The organism is Streptomyces sp. NPDC107765 (genome assembly GCF_055657085.1).
Window position 1 is genome coordinate 77,417 of sequence record NZ_JBVKBL010000002.1, and the last position, 24,340, is coordinate 101,756.

Consider the following 24,340-nt stretch of genomic DNA (forward strand, 5'->3'; position numbering starts at 1 on the left):
TGGTTCAGGCCGGGCCGGTATCGCCCGCGTCCGCGGCCGGGAGCAGCGCGCCGCCTGTGAGGCCGTCGGCCAGCAGAGCGGCTGTCTCCTCCGCGAGCTGCGCGGCCCGCCGTGCTCGCGTACGCAGCTCGTGGACCTGCCGGAACGCCTCGCCGTAGCGGCGCTGCTCGTCCAGCGGCAGGAGCGGGACGCGCAACCGGCCCGGGGCGACGTGCAGGACGGTGCTGCCGGTCGAGGCTCCCGCGACGTTCTCCTCCGCGCCGATGAAGCCGGCCAGGAACCAGGAGTCCAGGCGCGCCGGATCGGGGCGCAGGAGGTGAACCTGGGAGCCCAGGAGCGCGCCCGCGTCCGCCGCGTCCGCAACCCGAGCCATCGGGCCGGTGCCGCCCGCGATCGCCCGTACCAGGACGTCGCCGACGGCGATCACGGGCGCGGCTTCGGAGCGGAGCTCCGCCGGGTCGCCGGTCGGGCCCGTCCCCTGCGCGATGTCCGCTCCTGTGAGGACCGGCGGCGCCGGTGCGGAGGGGGCCCCTTCCGGCTCCGGACCCTTGGGGTCCGGCACGGTGCGGAGCAGGGTCAGCGCGCCGCCTCGGGCGAGGTCGGAGGCGGTGGCCGTACGCCATTCCCGGGCCGAGGTACCGGGCTCGGTCCAGACGGTGAGGTCCGCCGCGTTGAGGAGGGAGCGGGCGGCTTCGGTCAGCTCGCGGCGGCCCGTGTCCGTGCGCGCGGACAGCTCGGCGGGGTCGACGTCCGCCCGGGAGATGCGGACCTGTCGGGCCGGGGTGAGGTCGACGAGATCGTCGAGAAGGTCGACGACCGGCACGGTGCGTGCGGCGCCGGGCTCTGCAACGAATCCGTCCGGATCTGCGGTGAAGGCATCCCAGTGGGCGAGAGTCCGAGCCGTCAAGTCGGCCCAGTCGAGCGGGGCGCGGGAGGAGCCGGTACGCGGCGAGCCCGTCTCCTGCTTCCCGGCCCCCGGCGAGAGCGACCCGGTCGCGTCGACGAACAGCACCGACTTGCGCTCCGGGCCGCCCGGCTCGGGCCGTTGCAGGACCCAGAGCTGCAGGCCCACGTGCAGCGGCGGCGCAGCCCCGGCCGGCAGGGCCAGTACGGCCCGTACGGCGCCGCTGCGCACCAGCTCCGCCCGGACGCGGCGCCCGGAGGGGCGGGACGAGGTGGCGGGCGGCAGGATCAACACGGCCCAGCCTGCCGGGGCGAGGTGCGCGAGGCAGTGCTGCGTCCAGGCGAGCTCGGACTCGGCCCGCCCGGGTACGCCGTACGCCCAGCGCGGGTCGTAGGCGAGCTCATCGTGGCCCCAGTCACGGTCTCCGTACGGGGGGTTGCACAGCACCACGTCCACCGTTCGTCCGGGGAAGGCGTCCGCGCGCAGGCTGTCCCCGATGCGTACGGTGACCTCTGCCCGTGGTGCGGCGAGGCGCAGACCGACCGCGGCGCGCTGGGCCTGTACGGGCACGGAGTCCTGGCCGAGGAGCGTGGTGGCGCCGCGCCCGGCGGCGGCGGCCAGCAGCGCACCGCTGCCGCAGGCCGGGTCCAGCACCCGCGCGGCCCCGGCCGGAAGCAGCCTCGCGACGAGCTGCGCCAAGGGTTCGGGAGTCCCGTAGACGCCGGTCGCGGCACTGTCCTCCAGTTCCCGTTCCGCGAGTACCGCGAGCGCGGCCGGCCCGCCTTCCTCACGTACACAGCGGAGCAGCGCGCGCAGTGTGGTGCCGTCAGCGGCCGAGAACAGGGGGTGCGAGGGCGCCTGTCCAGGGAGGGATGCCAGGAGCTCGGCCACCTCTTCGGTGGCCCGGGCGACGAGCCCGGCGTCCGAGAGGTCGGCCAGCGCCGCCATCTCGTCGGGAGAGCGGCGGGCGAGCGCGAGGACGAATCCGATGCGAACGGTTGCCCGGCTCGGATCGGGCGCCTGAAAACGGACCGCTGTGCGCAGTTCCTCCCGAGGATCGGCGACCTGCGCGCGGCCGCGCGAGCCGAGCCAGGTCTGAACGGCCCCGAGGTCGTAGAGCGGGCTGGTCTCGGTGCCGCCGGACGGGGCGGGGAAGTCCGCGTGCCGTCGGCGCCAGTTGCTGACGGTGGCCCGAGTGACGCCGGCGATGCGGGAAATCTCCGCGGCTGTCACATGGGCGGTGAGCTCGGGCATGACCGGGCGCCCCCTCCCCCTTGAGATGTGGTTAACACCGTAGACCATACCTCATCTCGCGAATCCTGTTTGACAACGCTTTCACGCAAGCATTTACTGAGTATCGCTTTCATCGTCCGGTCATCTCACCACCCCAAGGAGTCCCCATGGCGCTCGCCCCGACAGCCGCCCGTCCTCCCGCCACCGGCCCCAAGACCCGGCGCAGCACTCTGTACCTGCTCCGGGACACCGGCCCGTCCCCTGCGGACCTGCGCGCCGCGCTCAACCCCCGGTACGAACGCGATCACGCCTTCGTCGTCGAGGACGTGACAACCAGGGGCACGCCCGCGCTCCTGTGTCACGGTGTGATCGGCCGCCACCGGCCGCCCGACTGGACCTCGACCGTGAACACCCTCACCGGGCGGAAGCTGCCCGTGAAGAACCGCACATCGGCGTGCGTCCTGCTTCTTCCCGTCGCCGACGAGGTCTTCGCCCTCACCTTCGGCATGGGACACCTCCTGCTCGATCAGAACAGGATCTCCCCCGGCTTCGGCTTCGACTTCGTCCTGCGGGCCGCACAGCCCGATGCCATCCGCCAGGTCACGCACAGCCTGATGGACGCCCGAGGCCGCACGGATCGGAGCTCCGCCGCCCAAGGACAGCACATCCGGGCGTTCCCCATCGAGGAGTACGGAGAAGTGGTGAGCCGACTGGTCGGCATCCTGGGCTCGACGGAACTCACGATCGGGAAGCGCCGCCGGCGAACGGCGCAGGTGGCGGGTACGGACGCGCTGAAGATCCATCTCGGTGCGCAGCCGGAGGACCTGCTCCAAGACCTCATGCAGATCCGGGCGATCCTTGCCCGCCGGTCCCCTGCGCCGGAGTTCGAGGCCATCGCCCGTGTCCGGCCGCTCAAGAGCGGCCCTCGACGCAGCGTCCTGGAAGCGCGACTTGACGATCTACTGGGGGCCTCGGCGGACACCGGAACCCTGGCGCTGGCCGTCCCCACGGCCTACCTCGATCAGGAGGACGCCGCGCTCTCCTACCGAGTGAAACTCGGATCCGTCCGCCGCCTCATGTCCTCTCCGACGATCGACGACGTCACGGCATTGCTCGACGGTGTCCCGCCCGGCAGGCGCCTCGAAGCCCTGTCCGCGGGCTACATACAGATGCACCGGGACGAGGAGGGCACCGACCCGGTGAGCCCCCGGGTAAAGGCCCACAAGTGGGTCACGGCCGAGATCCCGCTCGACGCCAGCCGCTACTTCCACCACGAGGGGCGCTGGTTCGAGATCGGGGACCAGTACCTGGAGGGCATCCGGAACGAGGTCGACGCCTTGCTCACCACACCGGCCGGCTGTCCGCTGCCGCCCTGGACGGCCGGCCTCGCGGCGGAAGAGGACTACAACCGGGAGGCGGCGAAGCACGGTTACCTCTGCCTGGACCGTCGGCTGATCAAGACCGCCCAGCATCCGCACGGTTTCGAGGCCGCAGACCTCCTCGCCGAGGACGGGACCCTGGTTCACGTGAAGCGGGCCGCCTCCTCCGCGCCGCTGAGCCACCTCTTCGCCCAGGGCAGGGTCTCCGCCGAGGCCTTGCGCTTTGATGCAGAGGCGCGCACCGAATTCTTCCGGCGCGTGCGCGAACAGCATCCGGGACACCCGGTGGGCGAGGACTTCACCCCGCGCAAGGTCGTCTACGCGATCTCGCTCAGGAGCGGCAAGGCCCTGACGACGAAGAACCTGTTCACCTTCGCCCAGGTGTCTCTCCTCCAGGCAGCCCGCGCCCTGCGTGCGCAGGGCATCGACGTGGCGGTGGTGGGCGTTCCGTCCGTCCGTTACGGCCTCTGAGTCGCGTCAGTGACGCCCGTGCACTCGCACCACGCACGACCCCCGCCACAACTTTCCGTCAGGTGGATCGGCCATACGCAACGGCTGTACCGCACAACGCAGTTAATCTTTGAGGGGTGTACGAAGTGACGGATCCGGTCGCCGCCGAACAGGCGGCGATAGCCGCCGAGAACGAACGTCTGGCGCGTCAGGAAGAGCAACGACGCAACCGCGGGTCCGGTGCCGCAAGCGGCTTCGCCCGACGCAAGTGGCGCTGGCTCGGCGTAGGCGGCGACGAGGCAATCGAAGCGGTACGCAGCCTGCTGACGGACCTCGTCACGACCGGCCGGCTCACCGAGGAACAACACACCACGGTCGAGCGAGCATTGGAAGACTCCCCCGACCGGGAGGCTCTCCTCCCTGCGGTTCAGGCGGGACTAAGCAGGCTTCCCGCCGACACCGTTCTCCTTCATCTGCGGGAGCTGTGGTTCGCAGGGGTGCGGTGGCTCACTGCGGCAGGGCTCGACAGGTGCCGGATACTGTGCTCGACCGCCCCTGGCATGGAGCTGGTCGCGGGACGCTCCCATGCGGTTTCCGGAGGGCCCGCCTTCTCCCTCTTCACCTCGGCGGCCACGCGCGGCGCCATACCCGTGCCCACCAGGTTCCTGCCTGACCTACTGCCCTGGGCACCTCTCTCCGTCCTGGACGACCTCGTCGATCACGGGGGCCTGCTCCCTGACGACGAGCCGTGGGCGGCTCGGGTCGCGGCGGAGAGCACGTACCTCAGGGCGCGCATGGTTCCGGAAAGCGTCACACCAGCCGAGGCCGAGCAACTGGGCTGGGAGTTCTACCTCCGGAGACATGCCTTCCTCGAAGGCGGCACCCTTCTGAGGCGGGAGCCAGAGGACGTCTGGGACCTGCTTTACGACGTACTCGTGGACGGTGACCTGTCCTCCATCGAGGCCCTCGACTCGGCTCTTCCCCGTACTCAACAGATCGAGCTCCGCGATCTCAGGTCGGGGGCGCTGAGCGGGCAGTGGGCACCGGGCACCCTTGAGGACCGCGGGCTGTGGGTGCTGATGTCCGAGTTATGGCCGCCCCGTGAGCAAGTCGATCCAGGACGCAGCGAATTCCACGCACTGATGGCTCTGAACCGCGCGTACGACCTGCTGAAAGCAGGCGACCTGGAGGCGTCCGCCCGGCAGGCCATGTCCTTCCTCCCCGGCACTGGCCGACGACGTGCCATCCCCGCACCGCTGGTCCCGGAGGCGTACACCATCGCCGCCTACGTGGCCGCCGTGAACGGAAAGCTCGACACGGCGGAGGAGTACGCCGCCGAGGCGGCAACCACCTCGGACGGCGTGGCCCAGCGCAACCTTCGCCTCGTCCGTGCTTGGCAAGGAGCGACGCGCAACAACCGCGGCCCCGTCACCAATCCCTTCCTCGAAGTAGGCCTGGACCACGGATCGACGGCGTGGGAACCGCACTGCCGCGAGGTCTTCAGGCTGTGCCAGGGAGATTTCGAAGGACAGTCCCGGCTCAACCTCGCCGAGGACCGAATCCGCGCAGCTCAACGCCATGACGCGGGCTTCGACGTCTTTTTCCGCATCCCGCTCGACCATTCCCGGTTCACGATGCCGAAAGCGGTTCCGCGGAAACTCGTCCCGCCTCTGGAGCCGCTACCGCGTCGAACACACCTGACGAGCAGGGCGGATCTGGAATCCATCCGTGCCCGGGCGGCCGTGGAACTTCTCGACGACTTCCGGACCACTGCCCCCCACCTGGATCGGCACAGCACAGCCCTCTGACGACGCCGAGACAGCAGGGGCACCGCCCGTTCCCACCCGACCGCAGCACGAGGCTGAGCGATCCCATGACACCGAAGAAGGCAAAGCCCCATTCCCGGGCCAAGAAGCCCGCCAAGATCCCGAAAGGTTCCCGCGCGCACCGGCCCTGCCCGCACTGTGGTCACGTCAAGCACGGCGCGGACCAGCCCCCGCACAGACCGGGAGGATTGAAGCGCCGCAGAGCGAAGCGCCCGGAGCCCGACACGCCGACAGCCTCGTCGGCCGCGGCCGACGAGGCGACACCCGCTCCCCTCGACGCCGTGACGGTCATCAAGGGGATCGTCGAACGGATACAAGAGGGCCTGGAAAGCGCCTCCCGAACCGATGCCCCGCCCACCTCGGCCCTGAACACCGCGGTACGCAAGGCAGTCCTGGAGGAGTTCCGCACTCGCGCTCAGTTCGTCGGCCGACTGGCCGAGATCGATGCATTGCTCTGGTCGCAGCCCGAGCACCGAGGTGACGTGGTGAGCGCGGCCGTGGAAACGCACCTGCGCGAACTGCGGTTGCTCAGGCTCACGGAACCCGAGGAGAACGATCGATTCGTGGTGACCGAGGGCGAGGGTGAGCTGTTCGAACTGCTGCGCCCCGGCTACATCGACGAACTGACCGGGAAGACCGTCCTGTCAGGACAGCTCAGGCGCGTGGATCGGCCCAGGCACACGACGGAGGAGGGTCGATCATGACCGCGACGGGCATTGACTTCGGTACGACGAACTCCGTAGCCGCCCAATGGAACGGCGATTATGTCGAAGTGCTGGAGATCGGCGGCCAGGGGCTCGAAGCGGACTGGTTGCGGCCAGGCTTCACGTGCCTCTACCCGTCGGTGGTCGGCACAAGCTCCCTGCGTTCGGGAACACTCTTCGGATGGGAAGCCAAGCTGCGCTCCGAGCATGCCGTGGACGCGTGCAAGCGGATGCTGCGCGACCAGCCCCTGGTCAAGATCGGCGGCGAGAGGTTCGCTGCGACCACGGCCGCCGCCGGGGTGTTCCGTGCCATGGCCGGCGCTGCCGAGGAGGAAGCGGCCACGGAGATCAACGAGGCGGTCATCACCGTTCCGGCCAACGCGACCGGCGCGGCCCGCTTCCGTACTCGTGAGGCCGCTCGCGCTGCCGGGATCAAGGTGAAGACCTTGCTCAACGAACCGACCGCCGCGGCGATCGCCTATGCGCACGCGACGAAGATCGACGGCGAGTTCCTGGTATTCGACTGGGGCGGCGGCACGATGGACGCCACCCTGCTGTTGCACGAGGACGGTTTCTTCGACGAAAAGGCGAGCCGGGGAGTCAGCCGATTGGGCGGCCTGGAGATCGACGACCGGCTGCGTCGCATGGTGCTGGACCGGGCCCCGGCACGCCGCAGGTGGAGCGAGTCCGAGGAGCGGCAGTTCCGTCTGGAGATCGAGCGCAACAAGATCCGGCTCTCCCTGGAGGACTCCGCGGAGATCCTCACCCCGGACTCCGTCCTCGTCGAGATCAGCCAGCGGGAGTTCTCCGCGGAGATCCAGGACCTGATCAACCAGGCACTCGATCCGGTCGAGGAGTGCCTCGATCAAGCCAGGATCGACCCCGAGGATCTGACTGCGGTACTGATGATCGGGGGATGCAGCCAGATCCCCGCCGTCCGGGCAGCCGTGGCCGAGGCGCTCGACTGCGAACTCGTCGGTACCGCTCTGTGCGACCCGCTGACCGCGGTCGCCAAGGGCGCGGCGATCAGCGCCGCAGCGATGAACGGCGAGCTGGAAAGCATCATCCGAGTGGTGAACACTCACGCCCTCGGTACGGTGACCAAGGATCAGCACGGGAATCGCCGGTTCAGCTCGCTCATCGACCGGAATCAGCGGCTGCCGCAGCAGCGTACGAAGTCGTACCAGCCCACCCAGGACCGGGTGTCACAGCTGACCGTCGAAGTATGGGAAGGCGATCCGGACCGCCCGGTGGACCATCCTGACAACGTCAAGCTCACTGAGCTGGTCCTCAAGTACCCCGAGCGGTGTGCGGTGAAGGACGGGATTTTCGATCTGGAGTACTCCTACAGCAAGGAGGGCCTGCTGGCCGTCCGAGCCACCCTGCAGAGTACCGGGCAGGTGATACTCGACGGTGAGGTCAAGGTCTTCGGCGATGGAACGGCCCCACCGGAACTGCGCCGGGAACTTGAGCGCCTGATCTCACTGAGCACTACGACGCAGTACCCGCCGAAGCCGACGCATCCCCAGCTACAGCGCGCTGACAAGACCTTGCGTCCGGAAAGCGGCCACACGGCCAACCGAGCAGCCGGGCCGAAGCCTTCAGATATGCCCAAGCAGGCTGGGGTACGGGCACCAGCGGCGCCGCTGGTCGTCGACGGTTCGAACCTGGCCTGGAACGGATGCCCACCACGCACGGCAGGCGGAAAGCCGAGCTTCGCTGCCCTTGAGGCCGCCATCAAGTCGTTGAGGTTCAAACACCGCGACCGGGACATCCACGTGGTCATCGATGCGACACTGCGCCATGACGTGTCGGACGCCGAGCGGTCACTCGTGGAGGCCGCCATCGCATCGAACACCGTGGTCCAGCCTCCCGCCGGTACGGAGGGGCGTGGCGACACTCTGGTCATCACCCTCGCTGAGGAACTGGGCGGCATCATCGTCTCGAACGACAACTTCGCCCCTTTCCAAAAGGCCAACCCGTGGCTGCGGAGTCCCGGCCGTGTGATCGGGGCCACCCGCTCACAGGGCATCTGGGTCTTCACCCCGAGGACCCCGAACCTGGCACCTTCCATGGCCCGCCGGCGATAAGGACATACCTCCACCGTGGCTGCGCCACGGCCACCTGTGCACTCCTTGACATTGAATGCGGTGGGCAACGGCCTGGCAGGGGAAATGCTGACGTAGTGGCCGACAAAGCGTATGACCTGCGGAAACCTCTGGGAACGGCCTGGCCACCGAAGCCCTGTGCGCAGGTTAGAACCTTGTCGAGGCGGAGAAGTGCCGGTCGCGCCAGGCGGCGGGCAACCCTCCTGGGCACTTGGCAGAAGTCAAGTGCCCAGTGGCGCGGGCGAGGCGTTCGGTCTCAGCGGTTCACGTAGGCGTCAGCCGTTCAGGTACACCGGCAAGGACTCGACGCCGTAGACGATGGAGAGTTTGCGGAAGTCGAGGGTGTCGGGGGTGGTGGCGAGGCGCATGTGGGGGAAGCGGCGGGCCAGGGCCGGGTAGGCGGTGCGGAGTTCCATGCGGGCGAGTTCGGCGCCTACGCAGCGGTGGATTCCGTAGCCGAAGGCCAGGTGGGAGGGGACGTTGCGGGAGGGGTCGAAGACCTCCATGTCCGGGCCCAGATTGCCGTCGCGGTCGGCGCCGCTGAGGGAGCAGAGGACGACGTCACCCGCACTGATCTGGACGCCGGCGATTTCCAGGTCCTCGCGGGCGAAGCGCGGGAAGGCGACCTGGACGACGGTGAGATAACGCAGGAGTTCCTCGACGTAGCGGTCGACCGCGTCGTCGCCGTCGTTGAGGGCGGCGAAGTGCTTCGGGTCCTGGAGGAGGACCAGGGCGCCGAGCGCCAGCATGCTGGCGGTGGTTTCGAAGCCGCCGGTGAGGACGCCGTCGGCCAGGCCCGCCAGTTCTTCGTCGCTGACCGTGTCGCCGTGTTCCTTGACGATCATGCCGAGGAGACCGTCGCCCGGGTTTTCCCGCTGCTTCTTGACGATGTCCCGGAAGTAGGAAAGGGATTCGGATATGGCGCCGAAGGACGCGTTCGCTCCGCTGAAAAGGTCGAAGCGGGCGGCGCTGAGTCGTTCGAAGTCTTCGCGGTCCTCGTAAGGGACGCCGAGGAGTTCGCAAATGACGAGCGACGGAATGGGCAGGGCGAAGGCGTGGACGATGTCGACCGGGTCGCCGTTTTTGCCCGCGGCTTCCATCGCGTCGAGGCGTTCTTCGACGATTTCGTGGATGCGCGGGGTGAGCCGGCCAAGGCGGCGCATGGTGAATTCGGGCGTGAGGAGGCGGCGGAGGCGGGTGTGGACCGGCGGGTCCGCGAATCCCAGGCCACCCGGGTTCTGTTCGGCGCCGGCGCCCGCCTTGCCGACGAGATTGGTGAAGTCCGAGCTGAAGGCGTTGGCCTTTCCGAGCACGGCCTTGGCCTCGTCGTAACCCGTCACCAGCCATACGTTGGCGGCTATCGGCACCGGGAGCTTGCTGATGGGCTCGCGTTCACGGACAGCCGCCAAATCGCCTACGGGGTCGAGCCCTTCGCGCCGCAGCGGCATCAGGACGGACTCGGGCAAGAAAGACATTCGAGACAGATCGAATCCCTTCTTGCGCGTTCTCGACAGATACATACGGCCGGCCCAGGCGATGATCCGGGAACGGAGAGTCGTCATGACGCTAATACTGCCTTTCGTCGAGGGGGACGGTCACCCGCGCGCCCGGCCGCACAGGGCGGCCGGAGCAGCGCGGACCCTCCACTCGGCGTGCTCGGAGGTGACGTACGCCATAGCCCCTCGCTCGCGGTGGTCATGGCGCGGGTCCATGCCGTCGACCGGTGTTCGGTCGTCCGCTTCAGCGTGACGAGCTCGGCCTTCTGCTTTTCGGTCTGTTCGTTCGAGAGGAGTTTACAAACTGTCATTGGGTGCGTTCGCGGAACAACCCGGGAAGCCCCTGGGATGACCCTGAGGTCTCGGTGATTCTTCCCTTAGGGGTAGGCCGGAGTGGGGCGGGATGAGCCCCCGCGCCACCCTGCACCGTCCCGCACCGGGTGCGGGGTACGCCCTTCGGGGCCTTGGTCGGCGACAGCCTTCGGGAGTCGGGCGGCAGGCGAAGGCGTGGACGTGGTGGAGGGTGGTGTCGGACCAGTGGTCACCGGTGGCGTCCCGCAGGCCGGTGCGTACGCGGACGGCGATCCGGCCGTCGGGCTCCGCGGGCCATGCCCTCCATCCGTACGAGGGGGTGGGCCACGGCGAACTGACGCCTCCAGTAGGTGAGGACGGCGTCGATGCCGTGAAAACGCGTGCCTGCGGCGACGTTCGGCCGGTCGACGTCCGGAGGTTTTGCGGGAGCCGGCGAGTAAGGGGGAGGCATTTACGCTACGTAGCGTAAGCGGTTGCGGACGCTACGGGGTCTCCTTAGCGTGAGGAAGAGGTTCTCGGGGGTCTTGCTCGGGATTCGGGATATTGCCCGGCGTCTCGCTCGGGGGGCTTGTTCGCGGTCTTGCTCGGGATCTCTTCTCCGTGGGAGGAAGCGCATGTTTCCGCAGCGTTCGCACTCGTGGCATTCGCGCTCCTGGCATTCGCTCGCACGGCATTCGCCCGCTCGGCATTCGCGTGCGTGGGATTCGCGTGCGTGGCGGAGGAAGGCCGGCCGGGTGGGTCTCTGGGTCGTTTCCGGTGCGGTGGGTGGGGCCGTCGTGGCGGGGCCGATATCCCTGGCGGAACCGGCCGTGGCTGCGGCGGGCGACCACCCGGGCAGCCCGGCCCGGCCGACTGGGCGGGTGGTGGCCAAGGAGGGGCTGGTGGTGCGGACGGGGCCGAGCGACCGGTACCGGGCCGTCGGGGCGAAGCGGTACGGGACCGTGGTGGGGATCGCCTGCCGGGTCAACGGGCAGCGGGTCAGGGGGAACCCGGTCTGGTACCGGCTCAGCGACGCCTCGTACGCCTGGTCTTCGGAGCGCGGGATCGTGAGCGAGGGGATGAACCCCCGCTGGTGCTGATCGGCGGCACCACCCCCGGACGACCCGACGTCGCACACCCCGCACTCGCACCCCGCACCCACAGCCGCCCACCCCCGCAAGCACGCCCGTCCGCCCCCGGACGTGCGGACCTCCCGGCCGCCACATCCGACATAACGGAAATAACGGCCGCTGCTTGCTACGTTGCCAGGCATGACGGCGAGGGCAAGGGCGGGCGCCGCCGGACGGTATCCGGCGGACCCTTCGCCCGTGCTGCCGCCGGGGGCCAAGCAGCGCGGTGTCGAACTGGCCCTCCTCGTAGGCGCCGTGCTGATCAGCGTCTGCGGGTACGTCGTCGTCGGTCTGGCGCGTTGGCATGCGGTGCCGGGCGGGGCGGTCCGGTACGGCGCGGGGCTCGGCGGGCTGGCGCTGCTCGCGCATCTCGTGGTGCGCTTCCGCGCGCCGTACGCCGATCCCCTGCTGCTGCCCACGGCCGTGCTGCTCAACGGGCTCGGGCTGGTGCTGATCTTCCGGCTCGATCTGGAGACGCCCGGGGACCGGGCCGCGCCCGCCCAGCTGATGTGGTCGACGGTCGGGGTGGCGCTGTGCATCGCGGTGGTGCTGCTGCTGCGCGACCACCGCGTGCTGCAGCGGTACGCGTATGTGTGTGCGGCGCTCGCGCTGCTGCTGATGGTCGCGCCGATCCTGTTCCCCGCCGTGAACGGCGCGAAGATCTGGATCCGGCTGGCCGGTTTTTCCCTTCAGCCCGGTGAGTTCGCCAAGGTGCTGATCACGGTGTTCTTCGCGGCGTACCTGGCCGCCAACGGCGGCGCGCTGGCGCACACCGGCCGCACGGTGGGGCGGCTGCGGCTGCCGGCCGGGCGGGTGCTGGGGCCGGTGGTGGCGGTCTGGCTGGTCAGCGTGGCCGTGCTGGTCCTCGAACGCGATCTGGGCACCTCGCTGCTGTTCTTCGGGATCTTCGTGGTGCTGCTGTACGTGGCGACCGGGCGGACCGGCTGGATCGCGGTCGGGCTGCTGCTCGCGGCCGTCGGGGCGGCCGCGGTGGGGACGTTGGAGCCGCATGTGCACAGCCGGGTCGAGGACTGGCAGCATCCGTTCGCCGGGATCGCGGCCGGGAAGGGGGCCGGGCAGCTCGCCCAGTCGCTGTTCGCGTTCGCCGCGGGCGGGATGTTCGGCACCGGTCTCGGGCAGGGCCACTCGTATCTGATCGGGTTCGCCATGAAGTCCGACTTCATCCTGGCGACGTGCGGTGAGGAGCTGGGGCTGGCCGGGCTGTCGGCGCTGTTCGTGCTGTACGCGCTGCTGGTGGGCCGCGGTTACCGGGCCGCGCTGGGGCAGCCCGATCCGTTCGGCAGTCTGCTGGCCGTGGGGCTGGCGGCGCTGCCGGCGATCCAGGTGTTCGTCATCGCGGGCGGGGTGATGGGGCTGATCCCGCTGACCGGGATGGCGATGCCGTTCCTCGCCCAGGGAGGGTCGTCGGTGGTGACGAACTGGATCATCGTCGCGCTGCTGCTGAAGGTCAGCGACCGGGCGCGGGCGCCGCGGCCGGCGGGGCGGCTGCCGGCCGGGGGCGGGAGCTGGGTGGTGGGGTTCATGACGCCGGTGCGGGCCCGGGACGCGGCCGGTGGCGCGCCCGCCCCGGAGGCCGGGCGTTGATCCGCGGTATCCGGCACACCGCCGCGTTCTCCTTCCTGCTCCTCGTCGCGCTGCTGGTCAACGCCGCCCGGGTGCAGGTGTACGAGGCCGGGAGGTACGACGCGAGCCCGGCCAACCGGCGCGCGGCGATCGCCCGGTACGCGCAGCCGCGGGGCGCCGTACTCGTCGCGGGCCGGCCGGTGACCGGCTCGCGGGACAGCGGTGGGCGGCTGCGCTACGAGCGCGCGTATGCCGACGGGCCGCTGTACGCACCGGTCACCGGCTACTCCTCGCAGACCTACGGGACGTCGCTGCTGGAACGCGCCGAGGACGCCGTGCTCGCCGGCACGGACCCGCGGCTCGCCACCTTCCCCTGGTGGGACCGGCTGACCCGGTCGCACCAACCGGGCGGCCAGGTCCACACCACCATCGATCCGCGGATGCAGCGCGCCGCGTTCGCCGGGCTGGGCGGCCGGAAGGGCGCGGTGGCCGCGATCGAGCCGCGCACCGGGCGGATCCTGGCGCTGGTCAGCTCCCCGTCGTACGAACCGGGGGTGCTGTCCGGCAACGGGCCCGCGGTCGACGATGCCTGGCGCCGCCTGAACGCCGCCGCGGACCGGCCGATGCTCAACCGGGCGCTGGCGGAGACCTATCCGCCCGGTTCGACCTTCAAGGTCGTCACCGCGGCCGCCGCGCTGGAGAGCGGCCGGGTCACCGACATCGACGCGCCGACGGACTCTCCGGATCCGTACGTCCTGCCGGGGACCGCCACCCGGCTCGGCAATGCGGCGAAGGACTGTGCGGACGCCTCGCTGAGGGAGGCGTTCCGGGCCTCCTGCAACACCGTGTTCGCGCGGCTGGGCGTCGACGTCGGGCTGCACGGGATGGCCGCGATGGCGCGGCGGTTCGGCTTCAACGACCGCGGGCTGCGCATTCCGTCGCCGGTCGCTCCCAGCCGTTTCGACACCCGCATGGATCCGGCGCAGGTCGCGCTGTCGGCCATCGGGCAGTACGACACCGCGGCGACCCCGCTCCAGATGGCGATGGTCTCGGCGGCGGTCGCCAACGGGGGGCAGCTGACGCCGCCGTACCTCGTCGACGAGGTGACCGACGCGGACGGGGTGATGGTCTCGGCCGGTCCGCATCCGGCCACCCGCCAGGTGCTCGACCCGGGCACCGCCGAGCAGCTCCAGGAGATGATGATCGACGTGGTCGAGCACGGCGGCGGCCGGCGCGCCGCCGTCAAGGGCCTCACCGTCGGCGGCAAGACGGGCACCGCGCAGCACGGGGTGCACAACGAGGGCACGCCGTACGCCTGGTTCATCTCCTGGGCGCGGACGAAGGAGACCTACGAACCGACGGTGGCGGTGGCCGTGGTCGTCGAGGACGCGGCGGCCGAGCGCGCGGACATCAGCGGCGGGGGGCATGCCGCACCGATCGCCCGGGCGGTGATGGCGGTCGCGCGGTGAGGGCGGTCGCGCGGTGAACCGCTCCCCCGCCACCGCGGCCGGGCCCGGGCCACAATGGCCGCATGGCTGATCCGACCGCGTCCCCTTCCTCGTCCCGTCCCCCGTCCCGTCCGCCCCTGTCGCTCGCCGAAGTGGAGGCGCTGGCCCGGCGCGCGCACGAGGGGCAGACCGACAAGGCGGGCCGCCCGTATGCCGAGCACCTGGCCGCGGTGGCCGCGGGCGTCCGCGCACGGGGCGGCAGCGACGAGCAGATCGCGGCGGCCTGGCTGCACGACGCGGTCGAGGACGCGGCGCTGAGCGAGGAGTGGCTGGCCGGGGCGGCACTGACCGGGGCGACCAAGGCGATGGTGCGGGCGGTCACCAAGCGGCCGGGTGAGCCGGTCGAGGAGTACACCGCGCGCATCCTGGCCACACCGGGTGCGCTGCTGGTCAAGGAGGCGGACCTGGCGCACAACGCCGATCCGGCCCGGCTGGCCGTGCTGGACGCGGCCACCCGGGAGCGGCTGACCGCGAAGTACGCGCGGGTGCGGGGGCTGTTGGGCCTGGCGTGAGCGCGGGGCCCCGGCCTCGGCCGGGTCCCGCTCCCCCGGTCCACACCCCGGACGCCCGCACGGAAAGGTGGTATGCACAGCTAGTCTGCGGCGATGACTCCCACCCAGCCTTCGGACCCCACGGCCCCGCGGGCGGCGCGCGTGATCGCCGCCCTGGAGGGCGTCGGCGTCCGCCGCTGCACCACCGGACAGGTCATCCTCGACGGCATCGACTGGACCGTGCGGTCCGGTGAGCACTGGGCGCTGCTCGGCGCGAACGGCGCCGGCAAGACCACCGTGCTGCGTCTCATCGGTGCGCTGATGTTCCCGACGGTCGGCAGCGTCGAGGTGCTCGGGCACCGGCTCGGCTCGGTGGACGTCCGGGAACTGCGGGCGGTGATCGGGCTGGTCTCCGGCGCCCAGAAGGTCCCGCAGGATGCCACCGGGCACACCGTCGTGCTGACCGGCGCGACCGGGACCGTGCAGCCGCTGTGGCGCAAGTACGACGAGGCCACCCGCGAGCGCGCCCACGCCCTGCTCGCCGAGCTGGACTGCAAGGAGCTGGCGGACCGGCCGTACGGCGTGTGTTCGGGCGGGCAGCGGGCCCGGCTGCTGATCGCCCGGGCCCTGATGGCCGAGCCTTCGCTGCTGCTGCTCGACGAGCCGTTCAACGCGCTGGACCTGCCGTCCCGCGAGGACCTGATCGACGCCCTGCACCGACTCGCCACCGGGCGGCCGGAGTTGGCGACGGTGACGGTCACCCATCATCTGGAGGAGCTGTCCCCGGCCGTCGGGCATGCGGTGCTGCTGCGGGACGGCCGGGTGCAGGCGCGCGGGCCGGTGGACGAGGTGCTGACCGGGGAGCGGATGACGGCCTGCTTCGGGCGCCCGATCGAGGTGTCCCGCCACGAGGGCCGCTGGCTGGCCCGCTCGGGCCGCCGCTGACCAAGGCTCCGCTACGGGTTCTCCGCCGCCTCGCGGACGCCGTCGAGGAACCGCCGGATCGCGGCCCGTTCGCCGGGGTCGAAGGTGGCGAGCAGGGTGAGCGTGCGGTCGATCAGCGGGCCGAAGAACGACTGGCCCAGGGCGACCGCCCGCTCGTCCACCTCCAGCAGGACCCGGCGCCGGTCCTCGGTGTCCCGGACCCGGCGGATCAGGCCGAGCCGCTCCAGGCGGTCGACGAGCGCGGTGGTGCCGGCGGAGTTCAGACCGAGGTGCGCGCCGAGCCGGCCGGGGGTCGAGGGGACGCCGGCCCGGGCCGCGTCCAGCAGGCCGATCAGGGCCCGCAGGTCGGTGGGGTGCAGACCGTTGCGGCCGGCGAACCGGGCGCCCGCGAGGTCGAGTTGGAGGGTCACCTCGCGCAACAGATGGATCAGCTCCATCTCCGCCGGTTCCTGCCGCTGCACCATGTCCGAACCGCCTTTCCGTTCCCGCACCGTATTCTAATATCTCGCTGAGCGAGATACTTGCCCAGCGAGGCACTTGGTGACCGAGAGGACGGCCGCATTGGCAACCACCGACCCCAGCACCTTTCCCGCCGCCTACGCGCAGGCCATGGCGCGCTGGCCGATCGCCGTGGAACCACTCGACCTGCCCTCGGAGTTCGGCACCACCCGCGTCCACGCCTGCGGGCCCGCCGACGGCCCGCCGGTGGTGCTGCTGCACGGCGGCGGGGACACCTCGGCCGTCTGGTACGCGCTCGCCCCGGCGCTCGCCGACACGCACCGGGTCTACGCGGTGGACCAGATGGGCACCCCGGGACTGAGCGTGCCCGGCGGCCGCCCGGTGCGGCGGCCGGCGGACCTGATGGCCTGGCTCGACGGGGTGCGGGGCGACCTCGGGCTGACCTCGGCCACGCTGCTCGGGCACTCGTACGGCGGCTGGGTCGCGGCGGCTTACGCGGCCCGGGCGCCGCGGCGGGTGGACCGGCTGGTGCTGCTCGATCCGACCGGATGTTTCGCCCCCTACCGGCCGTCCTATCTGGCGCGGGCGGTCCCGCTGTTCGTACGGCCCGGGGAGCGGAGCACCCGCAGGTTCCTGGAGTGGGAGACCGGTGGCGCGCCGCCGGCGCCGGAGTTGGTGCGGCTGAAGGGTGTGGGCGCGGTCGCCTTCCGGGGCGCGAAGGTGGTGACGGGTCCGCGGCCCGACCTGTCCGGGCCGGCGGCGGCCGGACTGCCGGCGCTGGTGCTGCTGGCGGGGCGCAGCCGGGCGCACGACCTCCGGCGGGTGGCGGCCGGGGCCGCACGGGCGCTGCCGGGCGCGCGGATCGAGACCGTGGCCGGCGCCGCCCACCACTCCCTGCCGGAGAACGGGGACGGTGAAGTCGCCCGGCGGGTGCTCAGTTTCCTGGCAGCGGTTCCCGGCGCGCCCGCCACTCCGCAGGCAGCGCCGCCACACCCGTACGGGCCGCCACCACACCGCCCGTGATGGCGCAGGTGGTGTCCACGTCACCGAAGCCGGCGGCGGTGGCCCAGAGGGCGGATTCCAGGTCGTCGCAGGCGGGGGCCCCGCCCTGCCCTTCGGGAGCGTGGGGGACGGCCGCACACCACAGGGCGAACGGGACGGTGTCGTCGGCGCGGATGCGCCGGCCGCTGCCGAGTGCGGCGGCGGCTTCTTCGGGGGTCGTCCCGGGCGGCAGGGCGGCGGCGCGGAGCAGGCCCCGGCGGACCGGGCCGTCGGGGGTGCGGGCCGCGACGGCGGCGAGGGACGGCACCTCGCCGCGGGCGGAGAGCGCGGCCGCGACGGCCACCGCGACCGCGCCCGCGATGCCCTCCGGATGGGCGTGGGTGACCCGGGCGGAGCGCGCGGCCTGGTCGGCGGCGCGGTCGAGGTCGTCGTGGAACCAGGCACCGAGCGGGGCCACGCGCATCGCCGCGCCGTTGCCGAGACTGCCCTCGCCGCCGAAGAGGAGGCCCGCGAGTTCCTCCCACTGCTCGGGGGTGGCGGCGACGCGGGGCAGCAGCGCGTGCATGCCGGAGCCGTAGCCCCGCCCGGGGTCGGCCCGGTAGGTGGCGGCGAACCGCTCGGCCAGCGGCCGCTCCACGACCTCGCCGTGCTCCTCCAGGACGGCGAGCAGGTCGAGCGCCATGGCGGTGTCGTCGGTCCAGTGCCAGCGCGGGTCCGGGGGCGGGGTGCGGGTGGCGATCAGCTGCCGGGCCACTTCCGGCGGGCGGAAGAGGCCGAAGAAGCGCTCCCCGAAGGCGTCGCCGTACGCCAGCCCTTCGAGGGCGGTGCGGGCGGCCCGCCGGCGGTCGTCCGTGTCCATGCCGGGATCCTGCCACCCGGTCCCCGCGCCGTGGGCGGCGCCCCGGTCAGCCGGCCGCCTCGCCCTGTGCGATGGCCGCCGCGACCTCGGCCGTACGGGCCGCCTCCTCGGCGGCGAACCGCTCGGCGTCCAGTTTCTCGGCGAGTTCCTCGTCCTGGGCCATCAGCAGATCGAGGTTGGCGTCACCCAGCTCGAAGACGCCCAGGTCCACGTAGGCGCGCTGGAGCCGCTCGCCCCACAGGCCGATGTCCTTGACGCACGGGACGATCCGGCTGAACAGCAGTTTCCGGAAGAGGTGCAGGAATTCGGAGCGTTCGGTGAATTCGGCGGCCTCCTTGGGCGGAATGCCGAAGTTCTCCAGGACTTCGAGGCCGCGCAGCCGGTCGCGCATCAAATAGCAGCCCTCGATGACGAAATCCTCGCGTTCGCGCAGTTCGGCGTCGGTGAGCTGCTGGTAGTAGTCGCGCAGCGCCATCCGGCCGAAGGCCACGTGCCGGGCCTCGTCCTGCATGACGTAGGCCAGGATCTGCTTGGGCAGCGGCTTGTCGGTGGTGTCCCGGATCATGCCGAAGGCGGCCAGCGCCAGGCCCTCGATCAGCACCTGCATGCCGAGGTAGGGCATGTCCCAGCGGGAATCCCTCAGGGTGTCGGCGAGCAGCGCCTGGAGATTGTCGTTGATCGGGTAGAGCATCCCGATCTTCTCCTGGAGGAACCGGCTGTATATCTCGGCGTGCCGGGCCTCGTCCATGGTCTGGGTCGCCGAATAGAACTTCGCGTCGAGGTCCGGAACGGATTCCACGATCCGGGCCGCGCAGACCATGGCGCCCTGTTCGCCGTGCAGGAACTGGCTGAACTGCCAGGCGGTGTAGTGCTGGCGCAGATCACCGCGGTCCTTCTCGGTCATCTTGTCCCAGTACTTCGTGCCGTACAGGGACATCGACTCGTCAGGGGTGCCGAGCGGGTCCTTGGGGTCGACCTCCAGGTCCCAGTCGATCCGGAGGGTGGCGTCCCACTGCTTGTCCTTGCCCTTCTGGTAGAGCGCGAGCAGCCGGTCGCGCCCGTCGTCGTACTCCCAGTTGAACCGGGCCGCGCCGGTGGCCGGCACCGCCCACAGGTCGTCGCCCGGGTTGCGCACGTACAGGTCTCGGGTGGACACGGACGCCTCCTCCGCTCGCCAACCGCCGTGTCATGGGCGGTGGTTGGCAGGCTCACACGTTTCTTACCGGCGGGTCAATAACTCGTGCGGGAGGGATTGACGAGCTTACTGACAAGCAGTCTCATAAGAGCTGACCGCGGGTAACACGCCACTAGCGAGGTAGCCACAGCCATGACGAGCGCGCCCACCGCACTGACCGTGACGGACACCGAAGTCCTGCGGGACGCCCTCGGTCTGCTCAAGGACCGGGAACAGGTCGCCGAGCGACTGCTCGACTCCTCCGCCAAGCACTCCTTCGACCCCGACACCGAACTCGACTGGGACGCGCCCCTCGAAGAGGGCAAGTGGTTCTGGCCGCCGGAGCTGGTCTCGCTCTACGACACCCCCCTGTGGAAGAAGATGTCGCTGGAGCAGCAGCAGGACCTCGCCCGCCACGAGGCGGCCTCGCTCGCCTCGCTGGGCATCTGGTTCGAGATCATCCTGATGCAGCTGCTGGTCCGGCACATCTACGACAAGCCGGTGACCAGCGCCCACGTCCGGTACGCACTCACCGAGATCGCCGACGAGTGCCGGCACTCCAAGATGTTCGCGCGCATGATCCAGTGCGGCGGGGCGCCCGCGTACCCGGTCTCGCGGCTCAACCACCACCTCGCCCGGATCCTCAAGACGGTCTCCACCACCCCCGGTTCGTTCGCCTGCACCCTGCTCGGCGAGGAGATCCTGGACTGGATGCAGCGGCTGACCTTCCCGGACGAGCGGGTGCAGAGCCTGGTCCGCGGGGTGACCCGGATCCACGTCGTCGAGGAGGCCCGGCACGTCCGCTACGCCCGCGAGGAGCTGCGCCGCCAGATGGTCACCGCCCCGCGCTGGGAGCGCGAGTTGACCCGCGTCAGCTGCGGTGAGGCGGCCCGGGTGTTCTCCGTGGCGTTCGTCAATCCGGACGTGTACCGCAATGTCGGGCTGGACAAGCGGGAGGCGGTGGCCCAGGTGAAGGCCAGCGGCCACCGCCGCGAGGTGATGCAGTCCGGCGCCCGGCGGCTGACCGACTTCCTCGACGAGATCGGCGTACTGCGCGGCGTGGGCCGCCGGCTGTGGCGCAGCTCGGGCCTGCTGGCGTGAAGCGGCCGCCCGCGACGACCGTTGGGGGCGAGCACCTGTACGAGCCGGAATCCGGGACGGTTACGCTGCTGCCCATGAACGGCAGCGGCACCGCCCCAGCAGTACCCCGACCCGCCTACCGCAGGCTGAGCGTCGAGCAGCGCCGCAGCCAACTGCTCGCGGCGGCCCTCGGGCTGTTCGCCCAGCACGCGCCGGAGGACGTCTCGCTGGACGACGTGGCCACCGCCGCCCAGGTCTCACGGCCGCTGGTCTACCGCTACTTCCCCGGCGGCAAACAGCAGTTGTACGAGGCCGCGCTGCGCAGTGCCGCGGACATCCTGGAGCGCTGCTTCGCCGAGCCGGAGACCGGGCCACTCACCCAGCGGCTGTCCCGTGCGCTGGACCGCTACCTGGCGTTCGTCGACGAGCACGACGCCGGCTTCAGCGCGCTGCTCCAGGGCGGCAGCGTCGTGGAGACGTCCCGTACGAGCGCGATCGTGGACGAGGTGCGGCGCGCCGCGGCCGACCAGATCCTGCGCCACCTGGGCGAACCGGAACCGGGACTGCGGCTGCGGATGACCGTCCGGATGTGGATCACCGCCGTCGAGGGCGCCTCGCTGATCTGGCTCGACGAGGGCAAGCGGCCACCGCTCGACGAGCTGCGCGACTGGCTGGTCGACCACTTCGTCGCCCTGCTCACCGCGACCGCGGCGCGCGATCCGCAGACCGCGCGGGTGACCCGGGGAGCGCTGCGGATGGAGGCCGCCGAAGGCCCGGTAGGCGATCTGGCCCGCCGCATCCTGCCGGTCGTGAGTGACGCCGGGCACCTGCTGTGACCTGCACGGCGACCCCCGTGGTGTGAGACTGGGGACGTGCGAAGCGAGAACACGCCCTTCGTCGGCGGGCCCCTCGACGGCCGGGTGCTGCCCGTGCTGGTCGGGATGACCGGCCAGCCGCCGAAGACCTACGAGATCCCGGTCCCGAACGACGACGGCCGCCCCCCGACGCTGCATGTCTACCGACGGGCCCCGGACCGCGTGAGCCGCCTGGGCCTGCCACGGGGCTGGCGCTACGAGTACGACGGTACGCGGTTGCGGTAGCTCTTTCCCCCACGTACCCGTCTCTCGCGCCGCGGGGCTCGCTCGCCGTTGCGCTTTGCGGCGCCGCCGCACGTACCCGTCTCTCGCGCCGCGGGGCTCGCTCGCCGTTGCGCCTGCGGCGGGCTGGGTTTGTGGTGGGTGCGGTGACGGACCTCCGGGGCCTTGTTCGTGGACTGCTGACGCTTTACGTCCACGAACAAGGCCCCTCCGGCCCGTCCCCTCCCGTTGGGGGAGTGTGCGGGTGTGTGGGGGCGCGCGTCGTTGAGTGAGCACCTGGTGTTGTGGGCTGTTGGGAATACCTCGCCCCGCGCCTCCAGTTGTGGCCCTGCAGGGGGCCCTTGCGACCCTTACGGGTTCTGTTCGACCGTCCCGTAGGGGTACCCAGGCCCCCTTGCATGCCCCAACGCCCGCCCCCACCACCGCATTCCCCTCCCCCAACGGGAGGGGACAGACCGGAGGACGAAGTCTGTAGGGCTGTCACCGCACCCGACACCCACCCAGCCCGCCGCAGGCGCAACGGCGAGCAACACCCGCGGCGGGAAGCACAGGTACGTGGGAGGCGCCGCAAAGCGCAACGGCGAGCGAGCCCCGCGGCGGGACGGCCAGCTACGTGGGGCTCACCCCAGGGACGCCAGGTACGCCGTCGTCTTGTCCGGGTCGAAGAAGAAGTTTTCGAAGTCGGACGGGTCGTCGAAGCCGTTGGCGAAGCGGTCGGCGACGGGCTGGAGCTGGCCGGCGGCGCCGATGAGGTTCAGGACGTGCTCCGGCGGCGGGGCCAGCATCGCGTTGGTCCACTTGGTGACGTGCTGGGCGGTGTCCCAGTAGCGGTCGAACGTGGCCTGCATCCATGCCTCGTCGAACGGCTCCTCGCCGCGCTCCACGATGGAGGCGAGGTAGGCAGCGGCGCACTTGGAGGCCGAGTTGGAGCCCTGGCCGGTGATCGGGTCGTTGGCGACGACCACGTCGGCGACGCCGAGGACCAGGCCGCCGGAGGGCAGCCGGCCGATCGGGTTGCGCACGGTGGGTGCGTAGCGGCCGGCCAGCGTGCCGTTGGCGTCGGTCAGTTCGACCTTGGCGCAGCGGTCGTACTCCCACGGCAGGAACGTCTTCATCAGGTCGAGGGTGACCGCCAGGTGCTCGGCGGGGTCCTTGATGGTGCCGAAGGCGTCCAGCGGGCCGCCGGGGATGCCCTCCCAGAAGAGGATGTCGGCCCGGCCGGAGGTGGTGAGCGTCGGCATCACGAAGAGCTCGCCGACACCGGGGACGAGGTTGCAGCGCACCGCGTCGAAGTCGGGGTGTTCGGGGCGCGGGCCCATGCCGTGCACGTAGGAGACGGCCAGGGCCCGCTGCGGGGCGTCGTACGGCGAGCGGGAGGCGTCCCGGCCGAACATGGAGACCAGCTCGCCCTTGCCGGCCGAGACCAGCGTCAGGTCGTAGCGGCTGGCGAAGAAGTCCAGGTCGGAGACGGCGGCGCCGTGGATGATGAGCTGGCCGCCGCGCTGTGCGAAGGTCTCCATCCAGCCGGCCATCTTCACCCGCTGGTCGACGGACTGGGCGTAGCCGTCGAGCATGCCGACCCAGTCGATGGCGCGCTGGGAGCCGTCGGGGCTCTCGTGGCTGCCGGGGGCGGCGACGGAGACGCCGAGGCCCTCGATGCGCGGGGCCTGGCTCTCCCAGAAGTTGATGCCGAGGTCGCGCTCGTGCTGGAGGGCGGTGTGGAACATGCACTGCGTCGACATGACCCGGCCGGAGCGGATCTCGTCGGCGGTGCGGTTGGACATGAGGGTGACCTCGTAGCCCTTGGACTGCAGGCCCAGGGCGAGCTGGAGACCGGACTGGCCGGCTCCGATGATGAGTATCTTCCGCATGGCGGTGCTCTTCTCTGCTACTGCGATGTTCGGGTGAGGGGTGGGGTCGTGCGAGGGGTGTCCCCTCAGGGGGCGGGCCCGTGGGGGCGGGCCCGTAGGAGGACCGGCTCGGAGGGCCGGCCCGTTATTCCGGCGCGGCTTCCAGGGCGTGGCCGACCAGGGCGAGCAGCGACTGGATCACGGTGGTCCGCTTGCGCGCGTCCATGATCACGATCGGCACCTCCGCCGGTACGGTCAGCGCCTCCCGGACGTCCTCGGCCTGGTAACTGTCGGTGCCCTCGAAGTGGTTGACCGCGACGATGTAGGGCAGCCCGCAGCTCTCGAAGTAGTCGAGCGCCGGGAAGCAGTCCTCCAGCCGCCGGGTGTCGGCCATGACGATCGCGCCGATCGCGCCGCGCACCAGGTCGTCCCACATGAACCAGAACCGCTGCTGCCCGGGCGTGCCGAACAGGTACAGGACCAGTTCCTGGTCGAGGGTGATCCGCCCGAAGTCCATCGCGACCGTGGTCGTGGTCTTCTCCGGGGTGGCGGTCAGATCGTCGGTGCCCTCGCTGGCCTGGGTCATCACCGCCTCGGTCTGCAGCGGGGTGATCTCCGAGACCGAACCGACGAAGGTGGTCTTGCCGACGCCGAAGCCGCCGGCCACCACGATCTTGGTGGCGATCGGCGCCCGCGACCGGTCCGTCTGCCAGCTCTGCAGCCCCGCGTCGGCGGCCGTGGCCGCCGGGCCGGCCTGACCCACGGAACCG

The 24,340-nt window shown here is 71.0% G+C and carries 20 protein-coding genes; 13 read left to right on the top strand and 7 right to left on the bottom strand.

The genetic code is table 11. The annotated features are described in order from the left end of the window. Positions 1 to 4: 4 nt before the first annotated feature. Positions 5 to 2,158, bottom strand: a complete 2,154-nt coding sequence (locus tag ACZ7MX_RS04830; protein WP_472129405.1) for an N-6 DNA methylase — start codon at positions 2,156 to 2,158, stop codon at positions 5 to 7. 146 nt (positions 2,159 to 2,304) lie between these two features. Here ACZ7MX_RS04830 and ACZ7MX_RS04835 point away from each other — a divergent pair, with 146 nt between their 5' ends. The 4 genes from ACZ7MX_RS04835 to ACZ7MX_RS04850 all read left to right on the top strand — a co-directional run bounded on the left by ACZ7MX_RS04835 (position 2,305) and on the right by ACZ7MX_RS04850 (position 8,586). Next, entirely contained in the window at positions 2,305 to 3,987 is a 1,683-nt protein-coding gene (locus ACZ7MX_RS04835; RefSeq protein ID WP_472129407.1) for a DUF6119 family protein, read from the top strand. Positions 3,988 to 4,103: 116 nt separating this feature from the next. Beyond that, positions 4,104 to 5,774 (top strand): hypothetical protein, encoded by a 1,671-nt coding sequence (locus tag ACZ7MX_RS04840; protein ID WP_472129408.1) that lies wholly within the window; start codon positions 4,104 to 4,106, stop codon positions 5,772 to 5,774. 65 nt (positions 5,775 to 5,839) lie between these two features. After that, complete coding sequence (locus ACZ7MX_RS04845; RefSeq protein ID WP_472129409.1) at positions 5,840 to 6,496, top strand: hypothetical protein; 657 nt, start codon at positions 5,840 to 5,842, stop codon at positions 6,494 to 6,496. Next, a complete protein-coding gene (locus ACZ7MX_RS04850) occupies positions 6,493 to 8,586 on the top strand; it encodes an Hsp70 family protein (RefSeq protein ID WP_472129411.1) in 2,094 nt (697 codons plus the stop codon). The genes ACZ7MX_RS04845 and ACZ7MX_RS04850 overlap by 4 nt, the downstream gene beginning before the upstream one ends. A 293-nt stretch (positions 8,587 to 8,879) precedes the next feature. On the opposite strand, the gene ACZ7MX_RS04855 is transcribed toward ACZ7MX_RS04850, so the two are convergent. Further along, positions 8,880 to 10,166 carry a cytochrome P450 gene (locus tag ACZ7MX_RS04855; protein ID WP_472129413.1) on the bottom strand — a complete coding sequence of 429 codons (1,287 nt, stop codon included), beginning with the start codon at positions 10,164 to 10,166 and terminating at the stop codon, positions 8,880 to 8,882. A gap of 980 nt (positions 10,167 to 11,146) precedes the next feature. Between ACZ7MX_RS04855 and ACZ7MX_RS04860 the strand changes: the two genes are divergently transcribed. The 5 genes from ACZ7MX_RS04860 to ACZ7MX_RS04880 all read left to right on the top strand — a co-directional run bounded on the left by ACZ7MX_RS04860 (position 11,147) and on the right by ACZ7MX_RS04880 (position 16,049). Beyond that, positions 11,147 to 11,491: a hypothetical protein gene (locus ACZ7MX_RS04860; RefSeq protein WP_472129415.1), complete on the top strand. Its 345-nt coding sequence runs from the start codon at positions 11,147 to 11,149 to the stop codon at positions 11,489 to 11,491. 171 nt (positions 11,492 to 11,662) lie between these two features. Next, positions 11,663 to 13,126, top strand: a complete 1,464-nt coding sequence (locus tag ACZ7MX_RS04865) for an FtsW/RodA/SpoVE family cell cycle protein (protein WP_472129417.1) — start codon at positions 11,663 to 11,665, stop codon at positions 13,124 to 13,126. Further along, a complete protein-coding gene (locus ACZ7MX_RS04870) occupies positions 13,123 to 14,574 on the top strand; it encodes a penicillin-binding transpeptidase domain-containing protein (protein WP_472129419.1) in 1,452 nt (483 codons plus the stop codon). Before ACZ7MX_RS04865 ends, ACZ7MX_RS04870 begins: the two co-directional genes overlap by 4 nt. A gap of 62 nt (positions 14,575 to 14,636) precedes the next feature. After that, entirely contained in the window at positions 14,637 to 15,125 is a 489-nt protein-coding gene (locus ACZ7MX_RS04875) for an HD domain-containing protein (RefSeq protein WP_472129421.1), read from the top strand. Between the two features lie 93 nt (positions 15,126 to 15,218). After that, positions 15,219 to 16,049 (top strand): ABC transporter ATP-binding protein, encoded by an 831-nt coding sequence (locus tag ACZ7MX_RS04880; protein ID WP_472129423.1) that lies wholly within the window; start codon positions 15,219 to 15,221, stop codon positions 16,047 to 16,049. 11 nt (positions 16,050 to 16,060) lie between these two features. Here ACZ7MX_RS04880 and ACZ7MX_RS04885 read toward each other — a convergent pair whose 3' ends face one another. Further along, the gene (locus tag ACZ7MX_RS04885; protein ID WP_472129425.1) at positions 16,061 to 16,513 is read right to left on the bottom strand and encodes a MarR family winged helix-turn-helix transcriptional regulator; all 453 of its coding nucleotides are present in this window, start codon (positions 16,511 to 16,513) and stop codon (positions 16,061 to 16,063) included. 97 nt (positions 16,514 to 16,610) lie between these two features. On the opposite strand from ACZ7MX_RS04885, the gene ACZ7MX_RS04890 reads away from it, so the two are divergent. Then, positions 16,611 to 17,531, top strand: coding sequence for an alpha/beta fold hydrolase (locus ACZ7MX_RS04890; RefSeq protein WP_472129427.1), 921 nt, complete (start codon positions 16,611 to 16,613; stop codon positions 17,529 to 17,531). Here ACZ7MX_RS04890 and ACZ7MX_RS04895 read toward each other — a convergent pair. After that, a complete protein-coding gene (locus ACZ7MX_RS04895) occupies positions 17,443 to 18,369 on the bottom strand; it encodes an ADP-ribosylglycohydrolase family protein (RefSeq protein ID WP_472129428.1) in 927 nt (308 codons plus the stop codon). The genes ACZ7MX_RS04890 and ACZ7MX_RS04895 overlap by 89 nt on opposite strands. A gap of 46 nt (positions 18,370 to 18,415) precedes the next feature. Further along, positions 18,416 to 19,525: a ferritin-like domain-containing protein gene (locus tag ACZ7MX_RS04900; protein WP_472129430.1), complete on the bottom strand. Its 1,110-nt coding sequence runs from the start codon at positions 19,523 to 19,525 to the stop codon at positions 18,416 to 18,418. A 171-nt stretch (positions 19,526 to 19,696) separates the two neighbouring features. Here ACZ7MX_RS04900 and ACZ7MX_RS04905 point away from each other — a divergent pair, with 171 nt between their 5' ends. The 3 genes from ACZ7MX_RS04905 (at position 19,697) to ACZ7MX_RS04915 (ending at position 21,723) form a co-directional block, all read left to right on the top strand. Then, the gene (locus ACZ7MX_RS04905) at positions 19,697 to 20,644 is read left to right on the top strand and encodes an AurF N-oxygenase family protein (protein WP_472129432.1); all 948 of its coding nucleotides are present in this window, start codon (positions 19,697 to 19,699) and stop codon (positions 20,642 to 20,644) included. A gap of 74 nt (positions 20,645 to 20,718) precedes the next feature. Further along, on the top strand, positions 20,719 to 21,459 hold the full coding sequence (locus ACZ7MX_RS04910) for a TetR/AcrR family transcriptional regulator (protein WP_472129434.1): 741 nt from the start codon (positions 20,719 to 20,721) through the stop codon (positions 21,457 to 21,459). Between the two features lie 36 nt (positions 21,460 to 21,495). Further along, a complete protein-coding gene (locus ACZ7MX_RS04915) occupies positions 21,496 to 21,723 on the top strand; it encodes a hypothetical protein (RefSeq protein ID WP_472129436.1) in 228 nt (75 codons plus the stop codon). Positions 21,724 to 22,340: 617 nt separating this feature from the next. On the opposite strand, the gene ACZ7MX_RS04920 is transcribed toward ACZ7MX_RS04915, so the two are convergent. Beyond that, on the bottom strand, positions 22,341 to 23,591 hold the full coding sequence (locus tag ACZ7MX_RS04920; protein ID WP_472129437.1) for a styrene monooxygenase/indole monooxygenase family protein: 1,251 nt from the start codon (positions 23,589 to 23,591) through the stop codon (positions 22,341 to 22,343). Positions 23,592 to 23,715: 124 nt separating this feature from the next. Then, positions 23,716 to 24,333, bottom strand: a complete 618-nt coding sequence (locus tag ACZ7MX_RS04925) for a GTP-binding protein (protein ID WP_472129439.1) — start codon at positions 24,331 to 24,333, stop codon at positions 23,716 to 23,718. Between the last annotated feature and the right edge of the window lie 7 nt (positions 24,334 to 24,340).

Bases quoted from the DNA above. Each gene is read 5' to 3' on its own strand.
- ACZ7MX_RS04830 (WP_472129405.1), bottom strand. From the start codon at position 2,158: ATGCCCGAGCTCACCGCCCATGTGACAGCCGCGGAGATTTCCCGCATC.
- ACZ7MX_RS04835 (WP_472129407.1), top strand. From the start codon at position 2,305: ATGGCGCTCGCCCCGACAGCCGCCCGTCCTCCCGCCACCGGCCCCAAG.
- ACZ7MX_RS04845 (WP_472129409.1), top strand. From the start codon at position 5,840: ATGACACCGAAGAAGGCAAAGCCCCATTCCCGGGCCAAGAAGCCCGCC.
- ACZ7MX_RS04850 (WP_472129411.1), top strand. From the start codon at position 6,493: ATGACCGCGACGGGCATTGACTTCGGTACGACGAACTCCGTAGCCGCC.
- ACZ7MX_RS04855 (WP_472129413.1), bottom strand. From the start codon at position 10,166: ATGACGACTCTCCGTTCCCGGATCATCGCCTGGGCCGGCCGTATGTAT.
- ACZ7MX_RS04865 (WP_472129417.1), top strand. From the start codon at position 11,663: ATGACGGCGAGGGCAAGGGCGGGCGCCGCCGGACGGTATCCGGCGGAC.
- ACZ7MX_RS04875 (WP_472129421.1), top strand. From the start codon at position 14,637: ATGGCTGATCCGACCGCGTCCCCTTCCTCGTCCCGTCCCCCGTCCCGT.
- ACZ7MX_RS04880 (WP_472129423.1), top strand. From the start codon at position 15,219: ATGACTCCCACCCAGCCTTCGGACCCCACGGCCCCGCGGGCGGCGCGC.
- ACZ7MX_RS04885 (WP_472129425.1), bottom strand. From the start codon at position 16,513: ATGGTGCAGCGGCAGGAACCGGCGGAGATGGAGCTGATCCATCTGTTG.
- ACZ7MX_RS04895 (WP_472129428.1), bottom strand. From the start codon at position 18,369: ATGGACACGGACGACCGCCGGCGGGCCGCCCGCACCGCCCTCGAAGGG.
- ACZ7MX_RS04905 (WP_472129432.1), top strand. From the start codon at position 19,697: ATGACGAGCGCGCCCACCGCACTGACCGTGACGGACACCGAAGTCCTG.
- ACZ7MX_RS04910 (WP_472129434.1), top strand. From the start codon at position 20,719: ATGAACGGCAGCGGCACCGCCCCAGCAGTACCCCGACCCGCCTACCGC.
- ACZ7MX_RS04920 (WP_472129437.1), bottom strand. From the start codon at position 23,591: ATGCGGAAGATACTCATCATCGGAGCCGGCCAGTCCGGTCTCCAGCTC.